This window comes from Nocardiopsis sp. NPDC101807 (assembly GCF_044766605.1).
Classification (GTDB): Bacteria; Actinomycetota; Actinomycetes; order Streptosporangiales; family Streptosporangiaceae; genus Nocardiopsis; species Nocardiopsis tropica.
Genome location: NZ_JBIWMK010000001.1, coordinates 981389 through 1002309 on the forward strand (window position 1 = coordinate 981389; position 20921 = coordinate 1002309).

Annotated in this window: 17 protein-coding genes; 11 read left to right on the forward strand and 6 right to left on the reverse strand. The window is 73.5% G+C overall.

Annotated elements, in window-relative coordinates:
• Positions 1-70: 70 nt before the first annotated feature.
• The 3 genes from ACIRPH_RS04250 to ACIRPH_RS04260 all read left to right on the forward strand — a co-directional run bounded on the left by ACIRPH_RS04250 (position 71) and on the right by ACIRPH_RS04260 (position 4129).
• Positions 71-745: an amino acid ABC transporter permease gene (locus ACIRPH_RS04250; RefSeq protein ID WP_267946015.1), complete on the forward strand. Its 675-nt coding sequence runs from the start codon at positions 71-73 to the stop codon at positions 743-745.
• Positions 742-1818 (forward strand): amino acid ABC transporter permease, encoded by a 1077-nt coding sequence (locus tag ACIRPH_RS04255; protein WP_402908964.1) that lies wholly within the window; start codon positions 742-744, stop codon positions 1816-1818. The genes ACIRPH_RS04250 and ACIRPH_RS04255 overlap by 4 nt, the downstream gene beginning before the upstream one ends.
• Before the next feature lie 166 nt (positions 1819-1984).
• A complete protein-coding gene (locus ACIRPH_RS04260; protein WP_402908966.1) occupies positions 1985-4129 on the forward strand; it encodes a S9 family peptidase in 2145 nt (714 codons plus the stop codon).
• Positions 4130-4186: 57 nt separating this feature from the next.
• On the opposite strand, the gene ACIRPH_RS04265 is transcribed toward ACIRPH_RS04260, so the two are convergent.
• The 4 genes from ACIRPH_RS04265 to ACIRPH_RS04280 all read right to left on the reverse strand — a co-directional run bounded on the left by ACIRPH_RS04265 (position 4187) and on the right by ACIRPH_RS04280 (position 6681).
• On the reverse strand, positions 4187-4537 hold the full coding sequence (locus ACIRPH_RS04265; RefSeq protein ID WP_402908968.1) for a glyoxalase superfamily protein: 351 nt from the start codon (positions 4535-4537) through the stop codon (positions 4187-4189).
• A 42-nt stretch (positions 4538-4579) separates the two neighbouring features.
• Complete coding sequence (gene recX / locus ACIRPH_RS04270) at positions 4580-5179, reverse strand: recombination regulator RecX (protein ID WP_402908970.1); 600 nt, start codon at positions 5177-5179, stop codon at positions 4580-4582.
• On the reverse strand, positions 5172-6302 hold the full coding sequence (gene recA, locus ACIRPH_RS04275) for a recombinase RecA (protein ID WP_402908972.1): 1131 nt from the start codon (positions 6300-6302) through the stop codon (positions 5172-5174). Before recA ends, recX begins: the two co-directional genes overlap by 8 nt.
• A gap of 184 nt (positions 6303-6486) precedes the next feature.
• Positions 6487-6681, reverse strand: a complete 195-nt coding sequence (locus ACIRPH_RS04280; RefSeq protein WP_402908974.1) for a DUF3046 domain-containing protein — start codon at positions 6679-6681, stop codon at positions 6487-6489.
• 78 nt (positions 6682-6759) lie between these two features.
• On the opposite strand from ACIRPH_RS04280, the gene ACIRPH_RS04285 reads away from it, so the two are divergent.
• The 3 genes from ACIRPH_RS04285 (at position 6760) to ACIRPH_RS04295 (ending at position 12974) form a co-directional block, all read left to right on the forward strand.
• Positions 6760-11493, forward strand: coding sequence for a DEAD/DEAH box helicase (locus ACIRPH_RS04285; protein ID WP_402908976.1), 4734 nt, complete (start codon positions 6760-6762; stop codon positions 11491-11493).
• A 111-nt stretch (positions 11494-11604) separates the two neighbouring features.
• Complete coding sequence (locus tag ACIRPH_RS04290; protein ID WP_402909536.1) at positions 11605-12093, forward strand: GNAT family N-acetyltransferase; 489 nt, start codon at positions 11605-11607, stop codon at positions 12091-12093.
• A gap of 116 nt (positions 12094-12209) precedes the next feature.
• The gene (locus ACIRPH_RS04295; RefSeq protein ID WP_402908978.1) at positions 12210-12974 is read left to right on the forward strand and encodes a hypothetical protein; all 765 of its coding nucleotides are present in this window, start codon (positions 12210-12212) and stop codon (positions 12972-12974) included.
• A 114-nt stretch (positions 12975-13088) separates the two neighbouring features.
• Here ACIRPH_RS04295 and ACIRPH_RS04300 read toward each other — a convergent pair whose 3' ends face one another.
• A complete protein-coding gene (locus ACIRPH_RS04300) occupies positions 13089-14303 on the reverse strand; it encodes an ROK family transcriptional regulator (RefSeq protein WP_402908980.1) in 1215 nt (404 codons plus the stop codon).
• 259 nt (positions 14304-14562) lie between these two features.
• On the opposite strand from ACIRPH_RS04300, the gene ACIRPH_RS04305 reads away from it, so the two are divergent.
• The 5 genes from ACIRPH_RS04305 (at position 14563) to ACIRPH_RS04325 (ending at position 20287) form a co-directional block, all read left to right on the forward strand.
• Entirely contained in the window at positions 14563-15840 is a 1278-nt protein-coding gene (locus ACIRPH_RS04305) for an extracellular solute-binding protein (RefSeq protein WP_402908982.1), read from the forward strand.
• Positions 15841-15933: 93 nt separating this feature from the next.
• Positions 15934-16926: a carbohydrate ABC transporter permease gene (locus tag ACIRPH_RS04310; RefSeq protein WP_402908984.1), complete on the forward strand. Its 993-nt coding sequence runs from the start codon at positions 15934-15936 to the stop codon at positions 16924-16926.
• The gene (locus tag ACIRPH_RS04315; protein ID WP_402908986.1) at positions 16923-17897 is read left to right on the forward strand and encodes a carbohydrate ABC transporter permease; all 975 of its coding nucleotides are present in this window, start codon (positions 16923-16925) and stop codon (positions 17895-17897) included. Before ACIRPH_RS04310 ends, ACIRPH_RS04315 begins: the two co-directional genes overlap by 4 nt.
• Before the next feature lie 193 nt (positions 17898-18090).
• Positions 18091-19563, forward strand: a complete 1473-nt coding sequence (locus ACIRPH_RS04320) for a glycoside hydrolase family 3 protein (RefSeq protein ID WP_402908988.1) — start codon at positions 18091-18093, stop codon at positions 19561-19563.
• 259 nt (positions 19564-19822) lie between these two features.
• The gene (locus ACIRPH_RS04325) at positions 19823-20287 is read left to right on the forward strand and encodes an Rrf2 family transcriptional regulator (RefSeq protein WP_267946029.1); all 465 of its coding nucleotides are present in this window, start codon (positions 19823-19825) and stop codon (positions 20285-20287) included.
• 118 nt (positions 20288-20405) lie between these two features.
• On the opposite strand, the gene ACIRPH_RS04330 is transcribed toward ACIRPH_RS04325, so the two are convergent.
• On the reverse strand, positions 20406-20762 hold the full coding sequence (locus ACIRPH_RS04330; protein WP_330160277.1) for a helix-turn-helix transcriptional regulator: 357 nt from the start codon (positions 20760-20762) through the stop codon (positions 20406-20408).
• Positions 20763-20921: the final 159 nt, after the last annotated feature.

Below are 20921 nucleotides of genomic sequence, written 5' to 3' on the forward strand. Positions count from 1 at the left end.
GTACTGACCGCGCGCCCGCGGCGGAACCGGACTCCCGTTCCGCCGCGCGGCCCTTGACCAGCTGGGACCCATGGAAGCCTTTCTCAGCAATATCGACAGGGTTGTCGACGGTTTCTCATGGACCGTCCGGCTCACCCTCCTCAGCGCTCTCTTCTCCTTCGTTCTGGGCATCCTGCTCACCGCGATGCGGGTCTCCCCCGTCCCGCTGCTGCGCGCCATCTCCACGGCCTACGTGGAGGGCGTCAGGAACACCCCCCTGACCCTGGTTCTGCTGTTCTGCGGGCTGGGCCTCAACAGCGCCCTCGGGCTGAGCCTGTCCGGCACCGTCGCGTGGGACGTGTTCTGGTGGGCGGTCATCGGCCTCTCCGCCTACACCGCCTGCTTCGTCTCCGAGTCGCTGCGCTCGGGCATCAACACCATCCCCCTCGGCCAGGTGGAGGCGGCCCGTTCCCTGGGTCTGACCTTCACCCAGAACCTGCGGCTGATCGTCATCCCGCAGGCTCTGCGCACCGTCGTCGGCCCGCTGGGCAGCGTGCTCATCGCGCTGACCAAGAACACGACCGTCGCCTCCGTCGCGGGGCTGGGCGTTCAGGAGGCGTCCAGGGAGATGAAGCTCATGTTCGACCAGGGCATCGCGCCGGTCCTGCCGACCTTCGTCGGCTTCGCGATCGGCTTCCTGATCCTGACCCTGCCGACGGGCTACTTCTTCGGCTGGCTCTCCAAGCGCATGGCGGTGGTCCGATGAGTGCGCAGAGCGTCCTCTTCGACGCGCCGGGTCCCAAGGCCCGTGCTCGCAACGTGGTCTACACCGTCGGCACGCTGATCCTCTTCGCGATCGGCCTGGCGATCCTGTACCTGGGCTTCAACCGCACCCTGACCGAGCGGGAGACGGGGTTGTTCGACCCCGCCACCTGGGCGGTCAACCCGGCCGGGCAGTGGACGGCCGAGAAGTGGGAGCCGTTCCTGCGGCCCGACACCTGGACCGACTACGTCGTCCCGGGCCTCCAGAACACCCTGACGGCCGCCCTGACCGCCGCGGTGCTCGCCATCGCGTTCGGCCTCGTGTTCGGTATCGGCCGCATGTCGGACCACTGGTGGATCCGCGTCCCGGCCGGGGCCGTCGTGGAGTTCTTCCGCGGCATCCCGCTGCTGATGCTGATCTTCTTCACGATGGCGCTGCCCATCGTGGCGTACCAGGTGTTCGACATCCCCACCGGCACGTTCCAGGTGACGGCGCTGGTCGCCGTCGTCACGGGTCTGACCCTGTACAACGGGTCGGTGCTGGCGGAGGTGTTCCGCGCCGGCGTGCTCGCCGTGCCCAAGGGGCAGTCCGAGGCGGCGCAGGCCATCGGCATGACGAAGACCCAGAACATGTGGCTGATCCTCATCCCGCAGGCGATCACCTCGATGATGCCCGCGATCGTCGCCCAGCTGGTGGTCCTGCTCAAGGACTCCGCGCTGGGCTACATCGTCGCCTTCCCGGAGCTGCTGCGCAGCTTCACCCTGGTGGCGACCCGCGAGAGCAACGTCATCCCCGCGGCGATCATCTGCGCGATCATCTACATCGTCATCAACCTGTCCCTGAGCCGGTTCGCGATCTGGCTGGAGCGCCGCAACTCCCGCCGCGGCAGGCCCTCCACCAAGCCGACGGCCGCCGGCGGCGCCCCCGTGGCGGTACAGCCCGGACCGGCGGCCCCGGACGCCACCGCCCAGGAGCCCGCCGAGGGCGGAGCGACCGCCGCCGGCCCGTCCGGCGCGACCGCGCCGGACGAGGGCTCCGACAAGGACGGCGAAGGCCCGGAGAACCGGCGGGACTGATCCCCCGCCCCGGCCGCCACGGCCCCGCGCACGCCACGACGGCGTACGCGGGGCCGTCGCCGTTCCCCGCCGGGAGACAGGTCCCCACGGGACTGCACAGGGACGCGTGTGAGGACTAAGGTCGACATGTCATCTGATCGAACCCACGACCCATCCTGAGCGGGACATGTCTGAACTGTCGAGCCCCTACGGCTCCTGGCCATCGCCCATCAGCGCCGGCGACGTCGCCCGAGGAGTACGCCGGATGGCGTTCCCCTCCGTCGTGGGCGACGAGGTCTGGTGGGAGGAGAGCCGACCGGAGGAGGGACGGACCACCCTCATGCGGCGGGACGCCGACGGGACGGTGACCGACCTGCTTTCCGCGCCCTGGAGCGCGGGCACGCGGGTCCACGAGTACGGGGGACGTGCCTTCCTGCCCGTCCCCCGCCGTGACGACAAGGCCATCGCCCGTGTAGGCGTCGTGTTCTCCCGGTCCTCCGACCAGCGCCTCTACCTGCTGGAACGCGGTACGAGGGAGCCGGTCCCCCTCACACCCGAGCCCGAGGAGCCCGCGGCGCTGCGCTACGCCGACCCCGCGCTGAGCCCCGACGGGCGCAGCGTGCTGTGCGTGCGCGAGCAGCACGCGCGGGGCGAGGTGCGCCGGTCGATCGTGGCCGTGCCCCTCTCCGGGCGGGGGGCCGGGGACCCGTCGGCGGTGCGCGAGCTGGTGTCGGGGGCGGACTTCTACGCCTCGCCCACCCCCTCCCCCGGTGGCGGCCACCTGGCCTACGTGCGCTGGAACCACCCGCGCATGCCCTGGGACGGCAGTGAGCTGCGCGTGGGCGCGCTGGGCGAGACCGGCCTGTCCGCCGAGTACACGATCAAGGGGGGCGTGGACGAGTCGGTGGTGTCCCCCGCCTGGGTGGACGACGCGACCCTGTACGTGGCCTCGGACTGGCCCGGCTGGTGGAACCTGTACCAGGCGGGGACGACCGGGCAGCCGATCGCCCTCTACCCGGCGGAGGAGGAGTTCCACGCCTCGCCGGGCCGGCTGGGCAACCGGTCCTTCTGCGTGCTGGAGTCGGGGAAGGTCGTGGCGCTGCACGGGCACGCCGACCTGACGCCGAGCGTGTACGACCCCGACACCCTCGACCTGACGCCCGTGGCGACCGACCTGACCACGTGGGGGATGCTGGACACGGACGGCCGCTCGGTGGTGGCGGTGGCCTCGTCCCCGACCGAGCCCCCGTGCCTGGTGCGGCTGGACCCGGCCTCAGGACGGGTGGAGGTGCTGCGCCGGGCCGCCGAGGAGCTGCCCGACCCCGCCTACCTCCCCGTCCCCCGGCAGGAACGGCTCCCCGGGCGCTACGGGGCGCCCGTGTACGCCAACGTGTACCCGCCGACCAACCCCGGCGCCGGGGCCCGGGGGCCCGCGCCGTACGTGGTGTGGGCGCACGGGGGCCCGGTGTCGGTCAGCACGCTGGAGTTCGACCTGGCCAAGGCGTACTTCACGAGCCGCGGGATCGGCGTGGTGGACGTCAACTACGGGGGTTCCACCGGGTACGGCCGCTCGTACCGCAAGCGCCTGCACAAGGAGTGGGGCGTGGTGGACGTGGAGGACTGCTCGGCCGCCGCGCGGGCCCTCGTGGAGCAGGGGGTGGCCGACCCCGAGCGGCTGGCGATCCGCGGCCCGAGCGCCGGCGGGTACACGGCGCTGATGGCGCTGACCGGTGACACCTTCGCCTGCGGGGTGTCGCTGTTCGGTGTGACCGACCTGCTGGGGTTCGCGGAGAGCACGCACGACTTCGAGTCGCGGTTCCTGGACTCCCTCGTCGGCACGCTGCCGGGGTTCGTGGAGCGGTACCGTGAGCGCTCGCCGGTCAACCGGGCCGGGGACATCGATGCCCCGGTGCTCCTGCTGCAGGGGCTGGACGACCCCGTCGTCACCCCGGACCAGGCCTTCTCGATGGCGACCGCGCTGGGGCGCCACGGGACCCCGTACGCCCTGCTGGAGTTCGAGGGCGAGGCGCACGGGTTCACGGCGGAGGACGTCCGCGTCCGGGCGCTGGAGGCCGAGCTGGCCTTCTACGCGAGGGTGTTCGGGTTCACGGCAGACGTCGCCCCGCTGGAGCTCGTGACCGATCCGCCGGAGCCGCGCCCCGCTCCGGAGCCCGCCGGACCGCCCGAGGCGGACGCGGCGGCGGAGCCGGGGTCCGCCGCGACCGGCGACGAGGGCGCCGACGCCCCCGCGGGGGCCCCTGCCGGGGGCGGGGGACCCGGCGAACAGGCGCCGCACCCCGCCGGAACGGCCGGGGCGTCCGCCTCCGAGTGAGGCGGTCGGCGTGAGCGGGGCGTCGGCCCCGCGCCCCGCTCCGGGGCGCGGGGCGGGTCAGTCCTTCGGGGTGCCCACTCGCAGGCGGTTGCCGTCGGGGTCGCGCAGCTCGGTCTCGCGGGCCCAGGGGACGTCCCGCACCGGGACCCCGAACTCGGCGGCGACCGCGTCGACGTCGCGTACCCGCAGGTAGACCAGGGTGTCGGGGCGGGCGTCGCCCTCGTGCTCGGACAGGAACAGCCGGACCTGCCCGCGCGCGACCCCGACGAAGGCGGGGAGGCCCGGCTCGAACCGGTGCTCCCACTCGCGGGTGAAGCCCAGGCGCCGGTACCAGGCCGAGGCCGCTTCGGCGTCGGCGACGCGGAGGATCGGGACGGCTTCCTCGTGCACGGGACCTCCCATGGTCATCGGTGTCGCGGAGCGCGCGGGCGGCCGTGAGTCGCGTCCCGGTCAGAGGTCGGGGTCGTACAGGTCGGCTTCGACGCCCTCGCGTTCGAGTTCCTCGCGGACGACCCGGTAGGCCAGGCCCGAGGAGTAGCCCTTGCGGGCGAGGACGCCCAGGGCCCGCCTGATGCGGACCTCCCGGTCCTTGCCCCGGGTCGTGGCGAGGCGGCGGCGGGCCAGGTCGCGGGCGGCCTCCTCCTCGTCCTGGTCGCTCAGTTCCGCGACCGCCTCCTTGACGGTGTCCTCCTCCACGCCCCGGGTGCGCAGCTCCTGGGCGAGGGCGCGTCGGGACAGCCGCCTGCCGTGGTGGCGGGAGGAGACCCAGGCGTGGGAGAAGGCGGCGTCGTCGATCAGCCCTGCGTCGCCGAACGCCCCCAGGACCGCGTCGACGACCTCCTCCGGGAACTCCCTGCGGTGCAGCGCCCGTTCGAGCTGGGCGCGGGTGCGCGGGGAGTGGGTGAGCATCCGCAGGCACAGGGCGCGGGCCCGTGCCTCGGGGTCGTCCCCGGGCGGTGTCGACCCGCCCGGGGAGGTGTCCTCGGAGACGTCCTCGGGGCGTGCACCGCCGGAGGGGCGCCGCCCCCCGGGCCGGCCCCGGTCACGCATCCGGCGCGGGCGCCTTGGCGGTCTTGGCCGGGGCGCGCTTGGCGGGCGCCTTGGCCGCGGTGTCCGCCGAGTCCTTCGCGGTCTCCTTGCCGCTCTCGGCCGCGGAGCCGGAGGCGCTGTCGTCGCCCTTGACGGGCACGCCCAGCTTCTCCTTGATCTTCTTCTCGATCTCGTTGGCCAGGTCGACGTTCTCGCGCATGAACGTGCGCGCGTTCTCCTTGCCCTGGCCCAGCTGGGTGCCCTCGTACGTGTACCAGGCGCCGGACTTGCGCACGATGCCGTGCTCCACGCCCAGGTCGATGAGGCTGCCCTCGCGGGAGACGCCGACGCCGTAGATGATGTCGAACTCCGCCTGCTTGAACGGCGGCGCGATCTTGTTCTTGACCACCTTGACCCGGGTGCGGTTGCCGACCGCGTCCGTGCCGTCCTTGAGCGTCTCGATACGGCGGACGTCCAGGCGGACCGACGCGTAGAACTTGAGCGCCTTGCCGCCGGTGGTCGTCTCCGGGGAGCCGAACATGACGCCGATCTTGTCGCGCAGCTGGTTGATGAAGATCGCGGTGGTGCCCGTCTGGTGCAGCACACCGGCCATCTTGCGCAGCGCCTGCGACATCAGGCGGGCCTGCAGGCCGACGTGGCTGTCGCCCATCTCGCCCTCGATCTCGGCCCGGGGGACCAGGGCGGCCACCGAGTCGATCACGACGATGGAGACAGCGCCGGAGCGCACCAGCATGTCGACGATCTCCAGGGCCTGCTCGCCGGTGTCCGGCTGGGAGAGCAGGAGGTTGTCGGTGTCGACGCCGATCTTCTTGGCGTACTCGGGGTCGAGCGCGTGCTCGGCGTCGACGAAGGCGGCGATGCCGCCCATCCTCTGCGCGCTGGCCACCGCGTGCAGGGCGACGGTGGTCTTACCGCTCGACTCGGGGCCGTAGACCTCGATGATCCGCCCCCGGGGCAGACCGCCGATGCCGAGCGCCACGTCGAGGGCGATCGCCCCGGTGGGGATCGACTCGATCGGCGGGCGATCATCGTCGCCCAGGCGCATGATGGAGCCCTTGCCGAACTGCCGCTCGATCTGCGCGAGCGCTGTGTCGAGAGCCTTGTCTCGGTCTCCAGATGCCACGGGATACCCCTGTTGTTGGGTGGATGCCTTCTTCTTCATGATGCGCACGACGCTACGCGGTCGATACGACAATCGCGACGTCCGACGTTCGCCTGTGGACAACCCACACTACCCGAACCTCTGTTCGATTTCGTGGGCGACCCGTGGACGAACCGTCGTCGCGGCGCGCCGGCGGCCCGCTCCGTCACCGCGCGGAGAGCGGGAGGTCGAACGCGTCGCACACCGCCCGCCACACCTCCTTCGGGCTCGCCCCGTCGGCGAGCGCCTGCTGGACCGTCCTGGAGCCGAGACCCTCGATGACGTAGTCCTTGGCCAGGCTCTGCGCGTACGCCTCGCCAAACTGCTGGTGCATGTTGTTCCAGAAAGCAGTGAGTCTCATCGGCCCCAGTATCGGGGATCGGCGCGCCCGCCGCGCCCCTTCCGCCGTTCTGTCCCCGACGGCGGGCACACTGGCGGGATGAGTCGTGTGTCGCATCCCCTCGAACGCTTCGGACCGGCCACGCGGACCTGGTTCGACCAGGCCTTCCCCGCCGGCCCGACCCCGGCGCAGGCGGGCGCCTGGGAGTCCGTCGCCGGGGGGAGCAACACGCTCGTCGTGGCCCCCACGGGGTCGGGCAAGACCCTCTCCGCGTTCCTGTGGTCCCTGGACCGCCTGCTCACCTCTCCCCCTCCCGAGGACCGCTCCAGGCGGTGCCGCGTGCTCTACGTCTCCCCGCTCAAGGCGCTGGCCGCGGACGTGGAGCGCAACCTGCGCGTCCCCCTCGCGGGGATAGCGGCCGCGGCCGGCGCCGCGGGCCGGGACCTGTCCCCGGTCACCGTGGGCGTGCGCACCGGGGACACCCCCTCCGACGAGCGGCGCAGGCTCGCCACCCGGCCCCCGGACGTCCTCATCACGACACCCGAGTCGCTGTTCCTCGTGCTCACCTCGCGCGCCCGCGAGGGGCTCTCGGGGGTGGAGACGGTGATCGTGGACGAGGTGCACGCCCTGGCGGGCACCAAGCGCGGGGCCCACCTGGCGCTGAGCCTGGAACGGCTGGAGGCCCTGCTGGACCGGCCCGCGCAGCGGATCGGCCTGTCGGCGACCGTGCGCCCGCCCGAGCTCGTCGCCGGGTTCCTCGGCGGAGCCGCGATCGTCTCCCCGCCCGACTCCCCCGGTCTGGACCTGCGCGTGGTGGTGCCCGTCCCCGACATGGAGGAGCCCGACGCCCCCGAGGCGGCGGCCCTGCCGCCCGGCGCCCCGGAGGAGACGGGCGCGGAGCCCGTTCCGCTCCCCGTGGGCCCGGACGCGGAGGGGCACGGCGGGGACGCTATCCCCGACCGTGCCGGGGCCCTCGTCCCCCGGCCCCACGCCGACGGCGTCGGGGCGCGTCCGGAGCCCGACCCGCGCGGCGCCGGCGCCCGTCGGGGCGGATCCATCTGGCCGCACGTCGAGCGCCGGGTCCTGGACCTCGTCGAGTCCCACCGGTCCACGATCGTCTTCACCAACGGGAGGCGCACGGCCGAGAAGCTGTGCGCCCGCGTCAACGACCTGTACGCGGAGCGGCACGGATCCGAGCTCCCGTCGGAGGCCCCGGCCGCGCAGGTCATGGCCCAGTCCGGGCAGAGCAGGGGCGGGGAGGCCGTGGTGGCGCGCGCCCACCACGGCTCGATGTCCAAGGCCGAGCGGGCGCTGATCGAGGACGACCTCAAGGCGGGACGCCTGCGCTGCGTGGTGGCCACCTCCAGCCTGGAGCTGGGCGTGGACATGGGCGCGGTCGACCTCGTGGTCCAGGTGGCCGCGCCGCCGTCGGTGGCCAGCGGGCTGCAGAGGGTCGGGCGGGCCGGGCACCGGGTCGGCGAGACCTCGCAGGGCGTGTTCCTCCCCCAGTTCCGGGGGGACCTGCTGGCGACGACCGTGGTCGCCGAGCGCATGCGCGCGGGCGGCATCGAACGGCTGGAGATGCCGCTCAACCCGCTGGACGTGCTGTCCCAGCACATCGTGGCGATGGTGGCCATGGACGACTGGCCGGTGGCCGAACTGGCCGCCCTGGTGCGGCGGGCGGCCCCGTTCGCCGACCTGGCCGACTCCGTGCTGGAGTCGGTCCTGGACATGCTCTCGGGCCGCTACCCCTCGGACGAGTTCGCCGAGCTGCGCCCGCGCGTCGTGTGGGACCGGGACGCGGACGTCCTGCGCGCGCGGCCGGGAGCGCAGCGGCTGGCCGTGATCAGCGGCGGCACCATCCCCGACCGCGGCCTGTACGGCGTGCACCTCGCGGGGCGGGACGGGGGCAGGGCGCCCACCAGGGTCGGCGAGCTGGACGAGGAGATGGTCTACGAGTCGCGCGTCGGCGACGTGTTCGTGCTGGGCTCCACGTCGTGGCGGATCGAGGCGATCACCGCCGACCGGGTCCTGGTCTCCCCGGCGCCCGGCAGGCCGGGCCGGATGCCGTTCTGGAAGGCCGACGCCCAGGGCCGCCCGGTGGAGCTGGGCCGCGCGATCGGCGCCATGACCAGGGAGCTCGCCGACTCCGGCCCGGAGGAGGCGCTGGCCCTGGCCGAGGGCGCCGGGCTGGACCGCTGGGCCGCCCGGAACCTGGTGGCCTACGTCGCGGACCAGCGGTGGGCCACCGGCCAGGTGCCGGACGAGCGGACGGTCGTGGTCGAGCGCTTCCGCGACCAGGTCGGCGACTGGCGCGCGGTGGTCCACTCGCCGCTCGGGGCCCGGGTCCACGCGCCGTGGGCGCTGGCGATCGCGGCCCGGGTGCGGGAGCGGTTCGGGGCGGACGCCCAGGTGGTGCACGGCGACGACGGGATCGTGCTGCGGCTGCCCGACTCCGAGTCGCTCGACCGGGCGGGCGGCCTGGCCGACCTGGTGGCGCTGGACCCCGAGACGGTGGAGGGGGTCGTCACCGAGGAGCTGACCGGTTCGGCCCTGTTCGCCTCCCGGTTCCGGGAGTGCGCGGCGCGGGCCCTGCTGCTCCCCCGCCAGCGCCCGGACCGGCGGATGCCGCTGTGGCAGCAGAGGCTGCGGGCCTCGCACCTGCTGTCGGTGGCGGGGCGGTACGGGTCGTTCCCGATCGTGCTGGAGACGGTGCGCGAGTGCCTTCGGGACGTGTTCGACGTGCCCGCGCTGGTGGAGGTGCTCGGCGACCTCCGTGCGAGGCGGACACGGGTGGTGGAGGTGCGCACGGAGCGCGCGTCGCCGTTCGCGCAGTCCCTGCTGATGGAGTACACGGCGGCGTTCCTCTACGAGGGCGACGCCCCGGCCGCCGAGGTGCGCGCGCAGGCCCTCACCCTGGACCCGTCCCTGCTGGCCGACCTCCTGGGCCACGCCGACCTGAGGGACCTGCTCGACCCCGACGTCGTGGAGCACGTCGGTGCCCTGCTCCAGCGGACCGCCGCCCCGGTGCGGGACGCGGAGGGCGCGGCGGACCTGCTGCGCGAGGTGGGGCCGCTGACGACGGAGGAGGCGGCCGGGCGGGGCGTGGAGGAGGCGTGGCTGGAGGGGTTGGAGGCCGAGGGCCGGATCGTGCGGATGCGTTTTCCGGGCGAGCGGCCCGGCGCGACCGGGCGCTGGTGCGCGGTGGAGGACGTGGCGCGGCTCCGCGACGCCCTGGGCGCCGAACCCCCGGCGGGGGTGCCCGCCGCCCTGCTCGAACCGGTGGCGGACGCCCGGCGCGACCTCGTGTCCCGGTACGCCCGCACGCACGGCCCGTTCACCGCCGCCGAGGCCGCGGAGCGGCTCGGCCTGCCCGAGGACGGGGTCCTGGGCGTGCTGCGCGTCCTGGCGCGCGAGGGCAGGGTGTCCCGGGGCGGGTTCCGGCCTGAGGGGACCGGCCCCCCGGCCTCCGTCGGCGGCGGGGCCCCGCGGGCGGGGAGGGCCGCCACCGAGTGGTGCGACGCCGACGTGCTCCGGAGGCTGCGGCGCGGGTCGATCGCGCGCCTGCGCCGGGAGGTGGAGCCCGTGGACCCGGCGGTCCTGGCCAGGTTCGCGCCGATGTGGCAGCGTGCGACCCCCTCGGAGCGGTGGCGCGGGCCGGACGCCGTGTTCGAGGCGGTGGAGTCGCTGCGGGGCGCTCCGGTCGCGGCCTCGTCCCTGGAGTCGCTGGTGCTGCCCGCCCGGGTCGAGGGGTACGCCCCCAACCGCCTGGACGAGCTGACCCAGGCGGGCGAGGTGGTCTGGGCCGGGGTCGGGACCCTGCCCGGCGAGGACGGGTGGCTGACGCTGGTCCCCGCGGACGAGGCGGCGGTGCTGCTGCCCGACCCCCTGACCCCCGACGAGGGGACCCTGCCGCACACCGTGCTGGAGGTGCTGCGGGAGGGCGGGGCCCTGTTCTTCCGGGACGTGGCCGACCGGGCCGCCCGCGTCCTGGGCGCCGCGGCGGTCACCGACGGGGACCTGGTGGACGCGCTGTGGACGCTGGTGTGGAACGGGCTGGTCACCAACGACACGCTCGCCCCGCTGCGCGCCCGGCTGGGCGCGGGGCCCGCGCCGCGCAGGGCCCCCTCGCGCGCGGGGCGCGTGCGGCGGCCGACGCTGCCGACCCGGTCGGGGCCTCCCTCGGCGGCGGGCCGCTGGTGGGTGCTGCCCGAGCGCGAACCCGACCCCACCCGGCGCGCGCTGGCCCGGGTGGAGGCCAGGCTGGAGCGCGCGGGCCTGCTGGTGAGGGGGTGGCAGGGACGCAACGTCTCCCAGGAGGAGTACCGGGTGCTGCGGTCCATGGAGGAGTCCGGGCGGGCGCGCCGCGGCTACTTCGTGGAGGGGTTGGGCGGGGCCCAGTTCGCGCTGGCGGGGGCGGTGGACCGCTTGCGCGCGCTGTCCGGGGACGCCCCCGGCGGGGCGCTCGCGCCGGTGGTGCTGGCGGCGACCGACCCGGCCAACCCGTTCGGCACGGACCTGCCGTGGCCGAGGGGGGCCGAGGACCCGGCGTCGCGTCCGGGCCGGAACCCGGGCGCGGTGGTGGTGCTCGACGGCGGCCGCCCGACCCTCTACGTGGGAAGGGGAGGGCGCTCCGTCCTCACGTTCGGCTCGCCCCCGGACCTGCTGGAGCGGGCGGCGCGGGCCCTGGCCGGGGTGGTGCGCGAGGGCGCCCTGGGCGCGCTGACCGTGGAGCGCTCGGACGGGACGGAGGTCTTCGGGACCCCTGTGGACGCCGCCCTGGTGGCGGCCGGGTTCCACGTCACCCCCAAGGGTCTGCGCCTGCGGCCCTGACAAGGCGGAAACTTGTTGCCGCACGGCGGGGGCGGGTCCACAATGGCCCCCGGCCGGCAGGGGCCCGGCCGAGGCGGAGGGGAGGCGCTCGTGGACCTGGAGATCCGGCCGATGCGGCCGGAGGACGAACCGCGCGCGGTGGAGGTGTCCCTGGCGGCGGACACGGTCTTCGCCGACGCCGGCGTGGTGCTCCCGCCGGACGACCCGCGGGAGATGCTCGCTCACGTGGAGGAGGTCCTGGTGGCGTGCGCGCCGGGGGGCGGGCCGGTCGTCGGCCTGGCCGCGACCGTGACCGTCGGCGCGGGCCCCCACCTGGAACAGCTCGCCGTCCACCCCGCCCACGGGCGGCGCGGCGCGGGCTCGGCTCTGCTGGAGGCGGTGTGCGGCGGGGCCGCGTCCGCCGGACACGCGCGCCTCACCCTCACCACGTTCCGCGACCTGCCGTGGAACGGCCCCTGGTACGCGGCGCGGGGGTTCTCCGTCGTGCCCCGTGCAGCCTGGGGCCCGGCGCTGGAGCAGGTGTGGGAGGCGGAGGAGCGGGCCGGGATCGGCGTCCTGCCGCGCGTGGTGATGGAGCGCCCCCTCTCCCCCGGCCCCTGAGCGGCCCTGATGCTCCGGGCAGCCGCGCGGCGGCCCGCCGCGGCCCCCGGGCCGGACGGCGCGGGCGCCGTGTCGGCCGGGGGCGTCAGCGGGACACGCCGTAGACTCACGATCCCGTGTCCCCCCTCGCACCGGAGGCCCCCGTGCCGCGTCCCGACGCCGTTCCCTCCCCCCACCGGCCCCCGGCCCAGGAGCCCGCGACGACCGGGCCGGAAGGGGACCGCCCTCCCCATCCCCCCGGCGGCCGGGTGCAGGGCGCGGTGGTGATCGGCCTGAGCCTGGTGGCCGTCACGGCGGTCGCGGGCTCCCTGCTCGCGTTCGGTCCGGGGGCTCCCCTCGCCCAGGCGGCGGCCCCGGCCGCGACCGGCTCCCCCTCCGCCGCGGCCGAGGCCCCCGCCCTCGTCGAGCTCACCGGGGAGTACGCGACCCTCCGGTACCCCGAGGGGTGGGAGGTCGCGGGACCGAGCGTCGAGTCCACGGACGAGAGGTCGCCGACCCTCGTCTTCCGGACCATCACGGCGCCGGGCGGTGCACACACGTTCTGCTTCGACGTCCACAGGTACGGCGCCGACGTGCCCACCTCACGGGAGCAGGTGGAGGAGTGGGAGGCGGACTTCCTCGCCTCGGGGGGAAGTACCGTGCGCAGGGTCGCCCTGGAGGAGGACGCGTCGGCCCCGCCCGGGTGGGACACGACCCGCCTGGAGCTGACCTACACCCACATCGGCTGGGACGAACCCGACCGGTGGACCGTCTGGCAGTACACCGTCATCGAGGAGGAGGGCCGCGGATACCTCATTCAGGCCGACATCCCCGCGGCGGACCTGCCCGTGCACGGGGACCTCGTGGACGCGGTGCTGGACTCGTTCGAGCCCGTGCTCTGACACCGGGTCACGGGCGGGGCCGTGCCGGGGCCGAACCGGCCCCGGACACGCGTCGGCCGCCGTGTCCCCGACGGGTGAGGAGGGCCGGGGACACGGCGGCCGGCGGAGCGCGGGTCAGACGGTCGAGGAGAACACGTCGTCGCGGGCGCGTTCGAGCGCGTGCAGCAGGGCGCCGCGCACCACGGGGCTGCCCTCGACCAGGCCCAGGCCGACCTCGGTGGCGTTGGGGGCGATGCGGGCGGCGGCCTCCTGGACCCTCTCGGCCAGTTTGGGGCCTCCGGCCCGGGCGACGTCGCCGCCCAGGACCACGAGCCCGGGGTCGAGGATGACGCTGACCGCCGCCACCCCCCGTGCCAGGCGCTCGGCGAAGGCGTCCAGGAACGCGTCGCCCTCGGGCGATCCGGCCGCCGAGGCCTTCTCCACCACGTCCACGACGTCGGCGCCGTCGATCCCGTACTCCGCCGCGAGCTGCACCACCTGTCCCGCCTTGACCAGTGCCTGGAACCCGTGGGGCAGTTCCCTGGTCGCACCGTCCCGCAGGGACTCGTAGCCGCCGGACAGCCCGACGTCGACCGGCATCGGCGCACCGGGGACCGGCAGGTAGCCGATCTCCCCCGCGCCGCCGGAGCGGCCCCGGTGGATGCGGCCGTCGATCATGGTGGACATGCCCACGCCGCCCGCCGCGCTGAGCCAGATGAGGACGAACTCGTCGACCCCCGCGGCGGCCCCCTCGGCGTGCTCGGCCAGGGCCGCCAGGTTGACGTCGTTCTCGATCATGACCGAGCGCTTGAGGTCGGCCCGCAGCGCCTCCAGGATGCCCTCGTGCCAGGAGATCAGGTCGAAGGAGAAGCGGATGTCGCCGGTGCGCGGGTCGACGACGCCCGGTGTGCCGATGACGCACGCGCGCACCCTGTCGAGGGGGACCCCGGCCGTGTCCGCCAACCGCATGACGGCGGTGTGGACGAGGGACACCGGGTCGTCGGAGGCGCTCGGGTCGACGGTCACCTCGCTCATCACCCGGCCCGTGATGTCGGCGATCGTCGCGGTCACCGAGTGGGCGCTCACGTCGAGGGCCGCCACGTAAGCGCTCTCCGGAACCACCGCGTAGAGGGCGGCGTTGGGGCCCCGGCCCCCCGCCTGACTGCCGACGACGCGTACCAGGTCCCGTTCCTCCAGCCGCGCGAGCAGCTGGGAGGCGGTCACCTTGGACAGGCCGGTCCTCGTGCCCAGCTGCGTCCTGGTCAAGGGCCCCGCGGACAGGAGTAGCTCCAGTGCCGCGCGGTCGTTGAGCTGGCGTAGCAGCCGGGGAGTCCCCGGACGTTGAGACATAACCGTGACACCTCACCCTGTTTTTATTAGGAAAGTTTCCTGTTAATTTAGCTCACAACCTCACAGGAGGTCACGTCCTGGCAGGTCCGCGTTAATTTCGGGCCCTCCGGTACCCGCGCCGGCGGGGCGGCCAACGTGCTATCCCAGCACAACCCCCACGAAGACGTCGAGTCGGTGGGTGATCGTTCCATCATCCCAGCCCGGCTTGAGCACAGGCGTCGCATCCCCGGCGCGTGGTGCGAAGGGAGAATAGGTACACATGAGGTTCCCCAAGATCGCAGCGGCCACGGCCGTAGTCCTGCTCGCCGCCGCCTGCGGCGGCGGTTCCGACGACTCCAGCGGCGGTGAGGCCGAGAGCCTGACCGTCTGGGTCATGGGCACCTCGCAGGACCCCCTCGTCGAGTACTTCGACAACGCCGAGGCCCGCTTCCAGGAGACCCACCCCGGCGTCGAGGTCGACGTCGAGTTCATCCCCTGGCCCGACGCGCAGGAGTCCATCACCAACGCCCTCGCCGGCGGCGACGCCCCCGACGTCCTGGAGGTCGGCAACGACCAGGTGGCCGGCTGGGCCGCGCAGGGCGCCCTCCTCGACATCAGCGAGCAGGTCGGCGGCTGGGACGCCGCCGCGGGCATCGACGAGAACGCCCTGGAGTACGGCACCTACGAGGGCGTGCAGTACGGCGTCCCGTGGTTCTCCGGCGTCCGCACCCTCTACTACCGCGCCGACTGGCTGCGGGAGCTCGGCCACGAGCCCCCCACCACCTGGGACGAGCTCGTCGAGGTCTCCGAGGCCATCCAGGAGGAGTACGACGTCCCCGGCTTCGCCGCGCCGACCGACTTCACCAACGGCATCGCCAGCTTCATCTGGAGCAACGGCGGCGAGATCGCGACCCAGAACGGCGACACGTGGGAGGGCAACCTCACCGACCCCGCCACCGTCGAGGCCGTCGAGTTCTACGCAAGCCTGACCACCGACGGCATCTCCCCGCAGGGCTACGTCGGCGAGAACGAGCTCGTCGCCCTGGCCGACATGGCCAACAGCGAGCTGGGCATGTACATCGACGGCGGCTGGGCCCTGGGCTCCATGGAGGAGCAGGCCGAGGACCCGGCGGTCCTGGAGAACATCGCCTCCGCCCCGATCCCCGGCGCCGACGGCATCGCCCCCGTCTTCGCGGGCGGTTCCGCCCTGACGGTCTTCACCACCACCGAGCACCCCGACGAGGCCTTCGACCTCCTCACCGTCCTCGGTGACGAGGAGGGCGGCAAGGCCTACGCCGACGTCGCCGGCTTCTTCCCCGCCTACCCGGCTCTCCTGGAGACCCCCGAGTACCAGGAGGACCCGGAGCGCGCCGCGGCCGCCACGCAGATGCAGAACACCCGCTTCTTCCCGACCACCCCGCGCTGGACCGCGGCCGACCAGGACAGCAAGATCCTGCCCGGCGCCGTCCTGGACATCGTCCGCGGCGGTGACGCCGAGGAGGTCCTGGGCGCCGCCAACGAGGAACTGGCCTCGATCCTCAACGAGCCGGTCGAGTAGTCCTCTCCACCCCACTGTGCAGAGCCGTGCGCGGGCGGGGTCCCTCCCGGACCCCGCCCGCCGCGGTCGGCCCACGCCTCGATTGAGAAGACCATGGCACACACCGTCGAACCGGCGAACCCGCGCGGGGACGAGGAGGCCGTCGCACCGGCCTCCGACGAGACCGCGCCGCGCCGCCGCAGAAATCCCACCCCGTACCTGCTCATCACCCCGGCACTGATCCTCCTCGCGGTCGTGCTGCTCTGGCCGATCGTGCAGATGGTGTGGTACTCGCTCACGAGCTTCACCACGCGCAACCTCCTGCCGAACCAGCCCGGCCCGGAATGGAACGGCTTCGCGCATTACCAGCAGCTGCTGACCGACCCCACGTTCTGGACGATCCTGCGCAACACGGTCGTGGTCTGCGTGCTGATGGTCGGCATCACGATGGTGCTGGGCACCCTCGTGGGTCTGCTGCTCCACAAGATGCCCAAGTGGTTCGCCGGGTTCGTGTCCATCGGCATGATGCTCGCCTGGGCCACCCCCGCGCTGAGCGCGTCGCTGGTCTTCCGCTGGCTGTTCCTGCCCGAGCGCGGCCTCGTCAACGTCGTCCTCGACCGGATGCCGGACTGGCTGGTGGGCAGCGGATGGCTCGAGTACAACTGGTTCCTCGAACCGGGCTCGCTGTTCTCGGTCCTGATCATGGTGATCGTCTGGCAGTCCTTCCCGTTCGTGGCCGTCTCCGTCCTCGCCGGGCTCAAGAGCATCCCGAACGAGCTGTACGAGGCCGCGCGGATGGACGGCGCGAGCGCCTGGAAGGCCTTCTGGAACGTCACGTTCCCGATGCTGCGCCCGCTGTTCGCCCTGCTGCTCGTCCTCCAGATCATCTGGGACCTGAGGGTGTTCACCCAGCTGTACATCCTGGCGAACAGCTTCCAGAACCAGGACGTCTACCTGCTCTCGTACTACATCTACCAGCAGGGGTTCAGCGCCAGCCCGGCCAACTACGGCATGGGCTCGGCGATCGCGGTGGTCATGACCGTGATGATCCTCGGAGTCACCGCGTACTACCTGCGCATCATGATCCGCCAGGGGGAGACCCGATGACCGCGATCGACAACACCGCCGGCCCCGCCGCCCGGGCCGCCACCACCGCGACCGGCGGTTCCGGGGCCGGACGCCGCCGGGGCGCCGAGCGCGTCTACCGCCGCAGCCCGCTGCGCCGCCTGCGCTCCCTGCCGCTGTACCTGGCCGGGATCGCGGTGTTCCTCTTCTCGGTCTTCCCGGTGTACTGGATGGTCGTCACGGCCTTCAAGCCGGTGGGCGAGATCTTCACCCGGAACCAGACCCTGTTCCCGAGCGCGCCGACCCTGGCGCACTTCGACCGGGTCGTCAACGGCCAGCTCATCCCGGGTGTGAACTTCTGGCAGTTCCTGGGCAACAGCCTCGTCGTCACGCTCTTCGCCGTGGGCATGGGAGCGTTCCTGTCGCTGCTCGCGGCGGTGGCCGTGGCCCGCTTCAGGTTCAAGCTGCGCACCGCGTTCATCATCCTGCTGATGATCATCCAGATGGTGCCGATGGAAGCGATGATCATCTCGATCTTCCTCAACTTCCGCCAGCTGTCCGACGCCAGCGGCGTGCAGCTGCTCGGCAACCTGTCCGGCCTGCTCGTCGTCTACACGGCCGTCTCCCTGCCGATCACGATCATGATGCTGCGCGGGTTCGTCGCGGCGGTGCCCAAGGAGCTGGAGGAGGCCGCGGCCATCGACGGCGCCAGCGCCTGGACCATCTTCTGGCGCATCCTGATGCCGCTGGTCGCGCCGGGCCTGGTCGCCGCGAGCATCTTCGCGTTCATCACCGCCTGGAACGAGTTCATCGTCGCGCTGACGTTCCTGGGCCGCAGCACGGACCACTACACGCTGCCGCTGACCCTGTCGTACTACTTCGGCCGGTTCGGCACCGAGTGGGGACCGATCATGGCGGCCTCCACCCTGCTGACCATCCCCGTGATGATCTTCTTCCTGTTCGTCCAGCGGCGCATGGTCTCCGGTCTGACCATGGGAGCCGTCAAGGGCTGACAGGGCTCCCCACCTCGGGCGGGACCGCGGCCGGCGCCGCGGCCCCCGCCCCGGGCACGCCCGCCGCACCGCTTCCGTACCCGTGTTCCCGCCACCCGTCTGCCCGAATGTCGCCCTCACCACCCCGATGGGGAGCCGCCGGCTCCAGTGGTGACCTCCCGGGCACCCCTATGCTCACCGAACGGAGCTCGTCATGCCGTACGACCCGACCCTGGCGCGTCTGGCCAACGCCACGCTGCTGGTGCCCTTCGAGTCCTACCACGCCCCTCGCTGGGTCCTGGAGGGTCTGGCGGACGGCATCTCCGGCGTCTGCCTGTTCCACAACAACCTGGACACACCCGAACAGGTGACCGCCCTGAACGCGGCCCTGTCCGAGGCCACGGACACCCCGCTGATCTCGCTGGACGAGGAGGGCGGCGACGTCACCCGCATCGGCCAGGCGCGCGGCAGCGACTACCCGGGCAACGCGGCCCTGGGCGCGGTGGACGACCCGGACCTGACCCGCGACACCCACCGCTCGATGGGCGACCGCCTCGCCGCCCTGGGCTTCAACCTGGACCTGGCGCCCTCGGTGGACGTCAACGTCGCCGACGACAACCCCGTGATCGGCACCCGCTCCTTCGGCTCCGACGCCGAACTGGTGGCCCGCCACGCGGCGGCCGCCGTGATCGGCCTCCAGTCCGCCGGCGTGGCCGCCTGCGCCAAGCACTTCCCCGGCCACGGCGCCACCTCGCAGGACTCCCACCACACGCTGCCCCGGGTGGAGGCCGACGCCGACCTCCTGCACCGCCGCGAGCTGCTCCCCTTCCGCGCGGCCGTGGAGGCCGGCGTGCAGTCGATCCTGACCGCGCACATCGAGCTTCCCGGCCTGGGCGGCGAGGGACCGGCCACGCTCGCGCCGCACATCCTCAACGACCTCCTCCGCGACGAGCTGGGCTTCCGGGGCACCGTGGTCAGCGACGCCATGGACATGGACGGCGTCAGCGGCCGGATCGGCATCCCGGAGGCGAGCGTGCTCGCCGTGGCCGCCGGGGTCGACCTGCTGTGCCTGGGACGCCGGGTGTACGAGGACCAGATCGAACTGATCCGCGCCGCCCTGGTCACCGCGGTGCGCGAGGGCCGCCTCCCCGGGCAGCGCCTGGAGGAGGCCGCCGAGCGGAACGCGCGCCTGCGCACCTGGATCCGCGAGACGTCCGCCCCCGGGGCGGCCGTCCCCGCCGGCGAGCCCGTCGGGCTGGCCGGGGCCCGCCGCGCCGTGCGCGTGGACGGCGACCTGCCGCCCCTGAGCGACCCGTTCGTGGTCGAGGTGGACGCCCCCGCCGGCATGGCCGTGGGCGAGGTCCCCTGGGGGCTGGCCCCCTGGTTCCCCGGCTCGGAGCGCGTCGTCCCCGACCCCGCCCAGGCGGACCGGCTCATCGCCGGCGCCCGGGGACGCGACCTGGTGGTCGTCGTGAGGGACGCGCACCGCTACCCGGAGGCCCGGGCGCTCGTGAGCCGCCTGCTCGACGCCCGGCCCGGGGCCGTGGTGGTGGAGATGGGCCTTCCCATCTGGCGGCCCGACTGCGGCGCCTACGTGAGCACCTACGGGGCCGCGCACGTGAACGGCCTGAGCGCGGCCGAACTGCTGGGGGGCGCCGTGGGCGCACCCGCCCCCGGCATGAGCTGAGGCCCCGCCCCCCTAGGGCCCGGCGCCCCCGGCCCGGCCCCGCCGCACGGCGGGGCCGGGCCGGATCCGTTCACGCGGTCCGCCGCGTCCCGCCCCCGAAGGCGCGGGAACGCGGAGCGCGGGCGCCGGGGAGGGACGCCGCCGGTGTCCCCGAAACCCGGTAGGAGAAGTACCCTTGGCCTGTAGCATCCCGGTCCGTCGGCACACCCGTCGGCGTCCGGTGCCCCATTCGCCCTTCTAACCACGGCATAATCACAGCATGCGCCTTTCAGCCCGGGTCGATTACGCGCTTCGCGCGGCAGCGGAACTCGCTGTCGCCGGCGACGGGCCGGTGACGGCCGAGCAGCTAGCACGCGCTCAGGCCATCCCCGGAAAATTCCTAGAGAACATCCTCACCCAGCTACGCCGTGCCGGGCTGGTGCGCAGCCAACGCGGCCCCGTCGGCGGTTACTGGCTGGCCCGACCAGCGGCGGAGATCTCTCTCGCCGACATCATCCGAGCGGTCGACGGGCCGCTCGCCAACGTGCGCGGGGAACGCCCCGAGCACGTGGACTACGACGGCGCGGCCCGCAGCCTGCAACAGGTGTGGATCGCCCTGCGCGCCAGCGAACGCGCCATCCTGGAGGGGGTCAACCTCCAGCACCTGGTGACGAACGAGCTGCCCGAGGCGGTGCGTACGCTGGCGGAGGACCCCGAGGCCTGGGTGAACCACACCCACCGCTGACCGCGGCGGCGCCGGGGCGTCCTCGCACCGTCCCACACGTGAAGGAGCCGGCCACCCGAGGGTGGCCGGCTCCTTCACGTGGTCAGGGTGCGGCTGTACGGACAGTTCCCGGCCGGGGTCAGACCCCGACCATGTCGGCGACCTGGGGAACACGATCCGGCACCGGCTCGATGCCGAGGTCCTGGGCGGGGACGGGGTCGGTCGTGACCGCGTCACCCAGCAGAGCGGCCTCCTGGAGCTCGGCGAGGGCGAGCTGGTCGGAGACCTCCCTCAGAACCTGCGAAAGCGGGACCCCCAGGGCCCCGCAGATCGACGAGAGCAGTTCGGAAGAGGCTTCCTTCTGCCCGCGCTCGACCTCGGACAGGTATCCGAGGGATACACGCGCATCGGCCGACACCTCGCGGAGGGTGCGGCCCTGGCGCTGCCTCAGCCGCCTGAGCACGTCACCCAGTAGGTGACGAAGCAGGACCATCATTCGCGCTCCCTCCCACCGGTAGCGACCTTCATATACAACACCGTACCTGCCCCACGCCCGATTCGGGCACCTCTTGCCGTCCTGTTCGCTGGAGGGGGAACCTCACTCGGGGGTGGTTTTGTTCCCGAGTGCCGGGAGAGGGAGGACCGCCCGAATGGT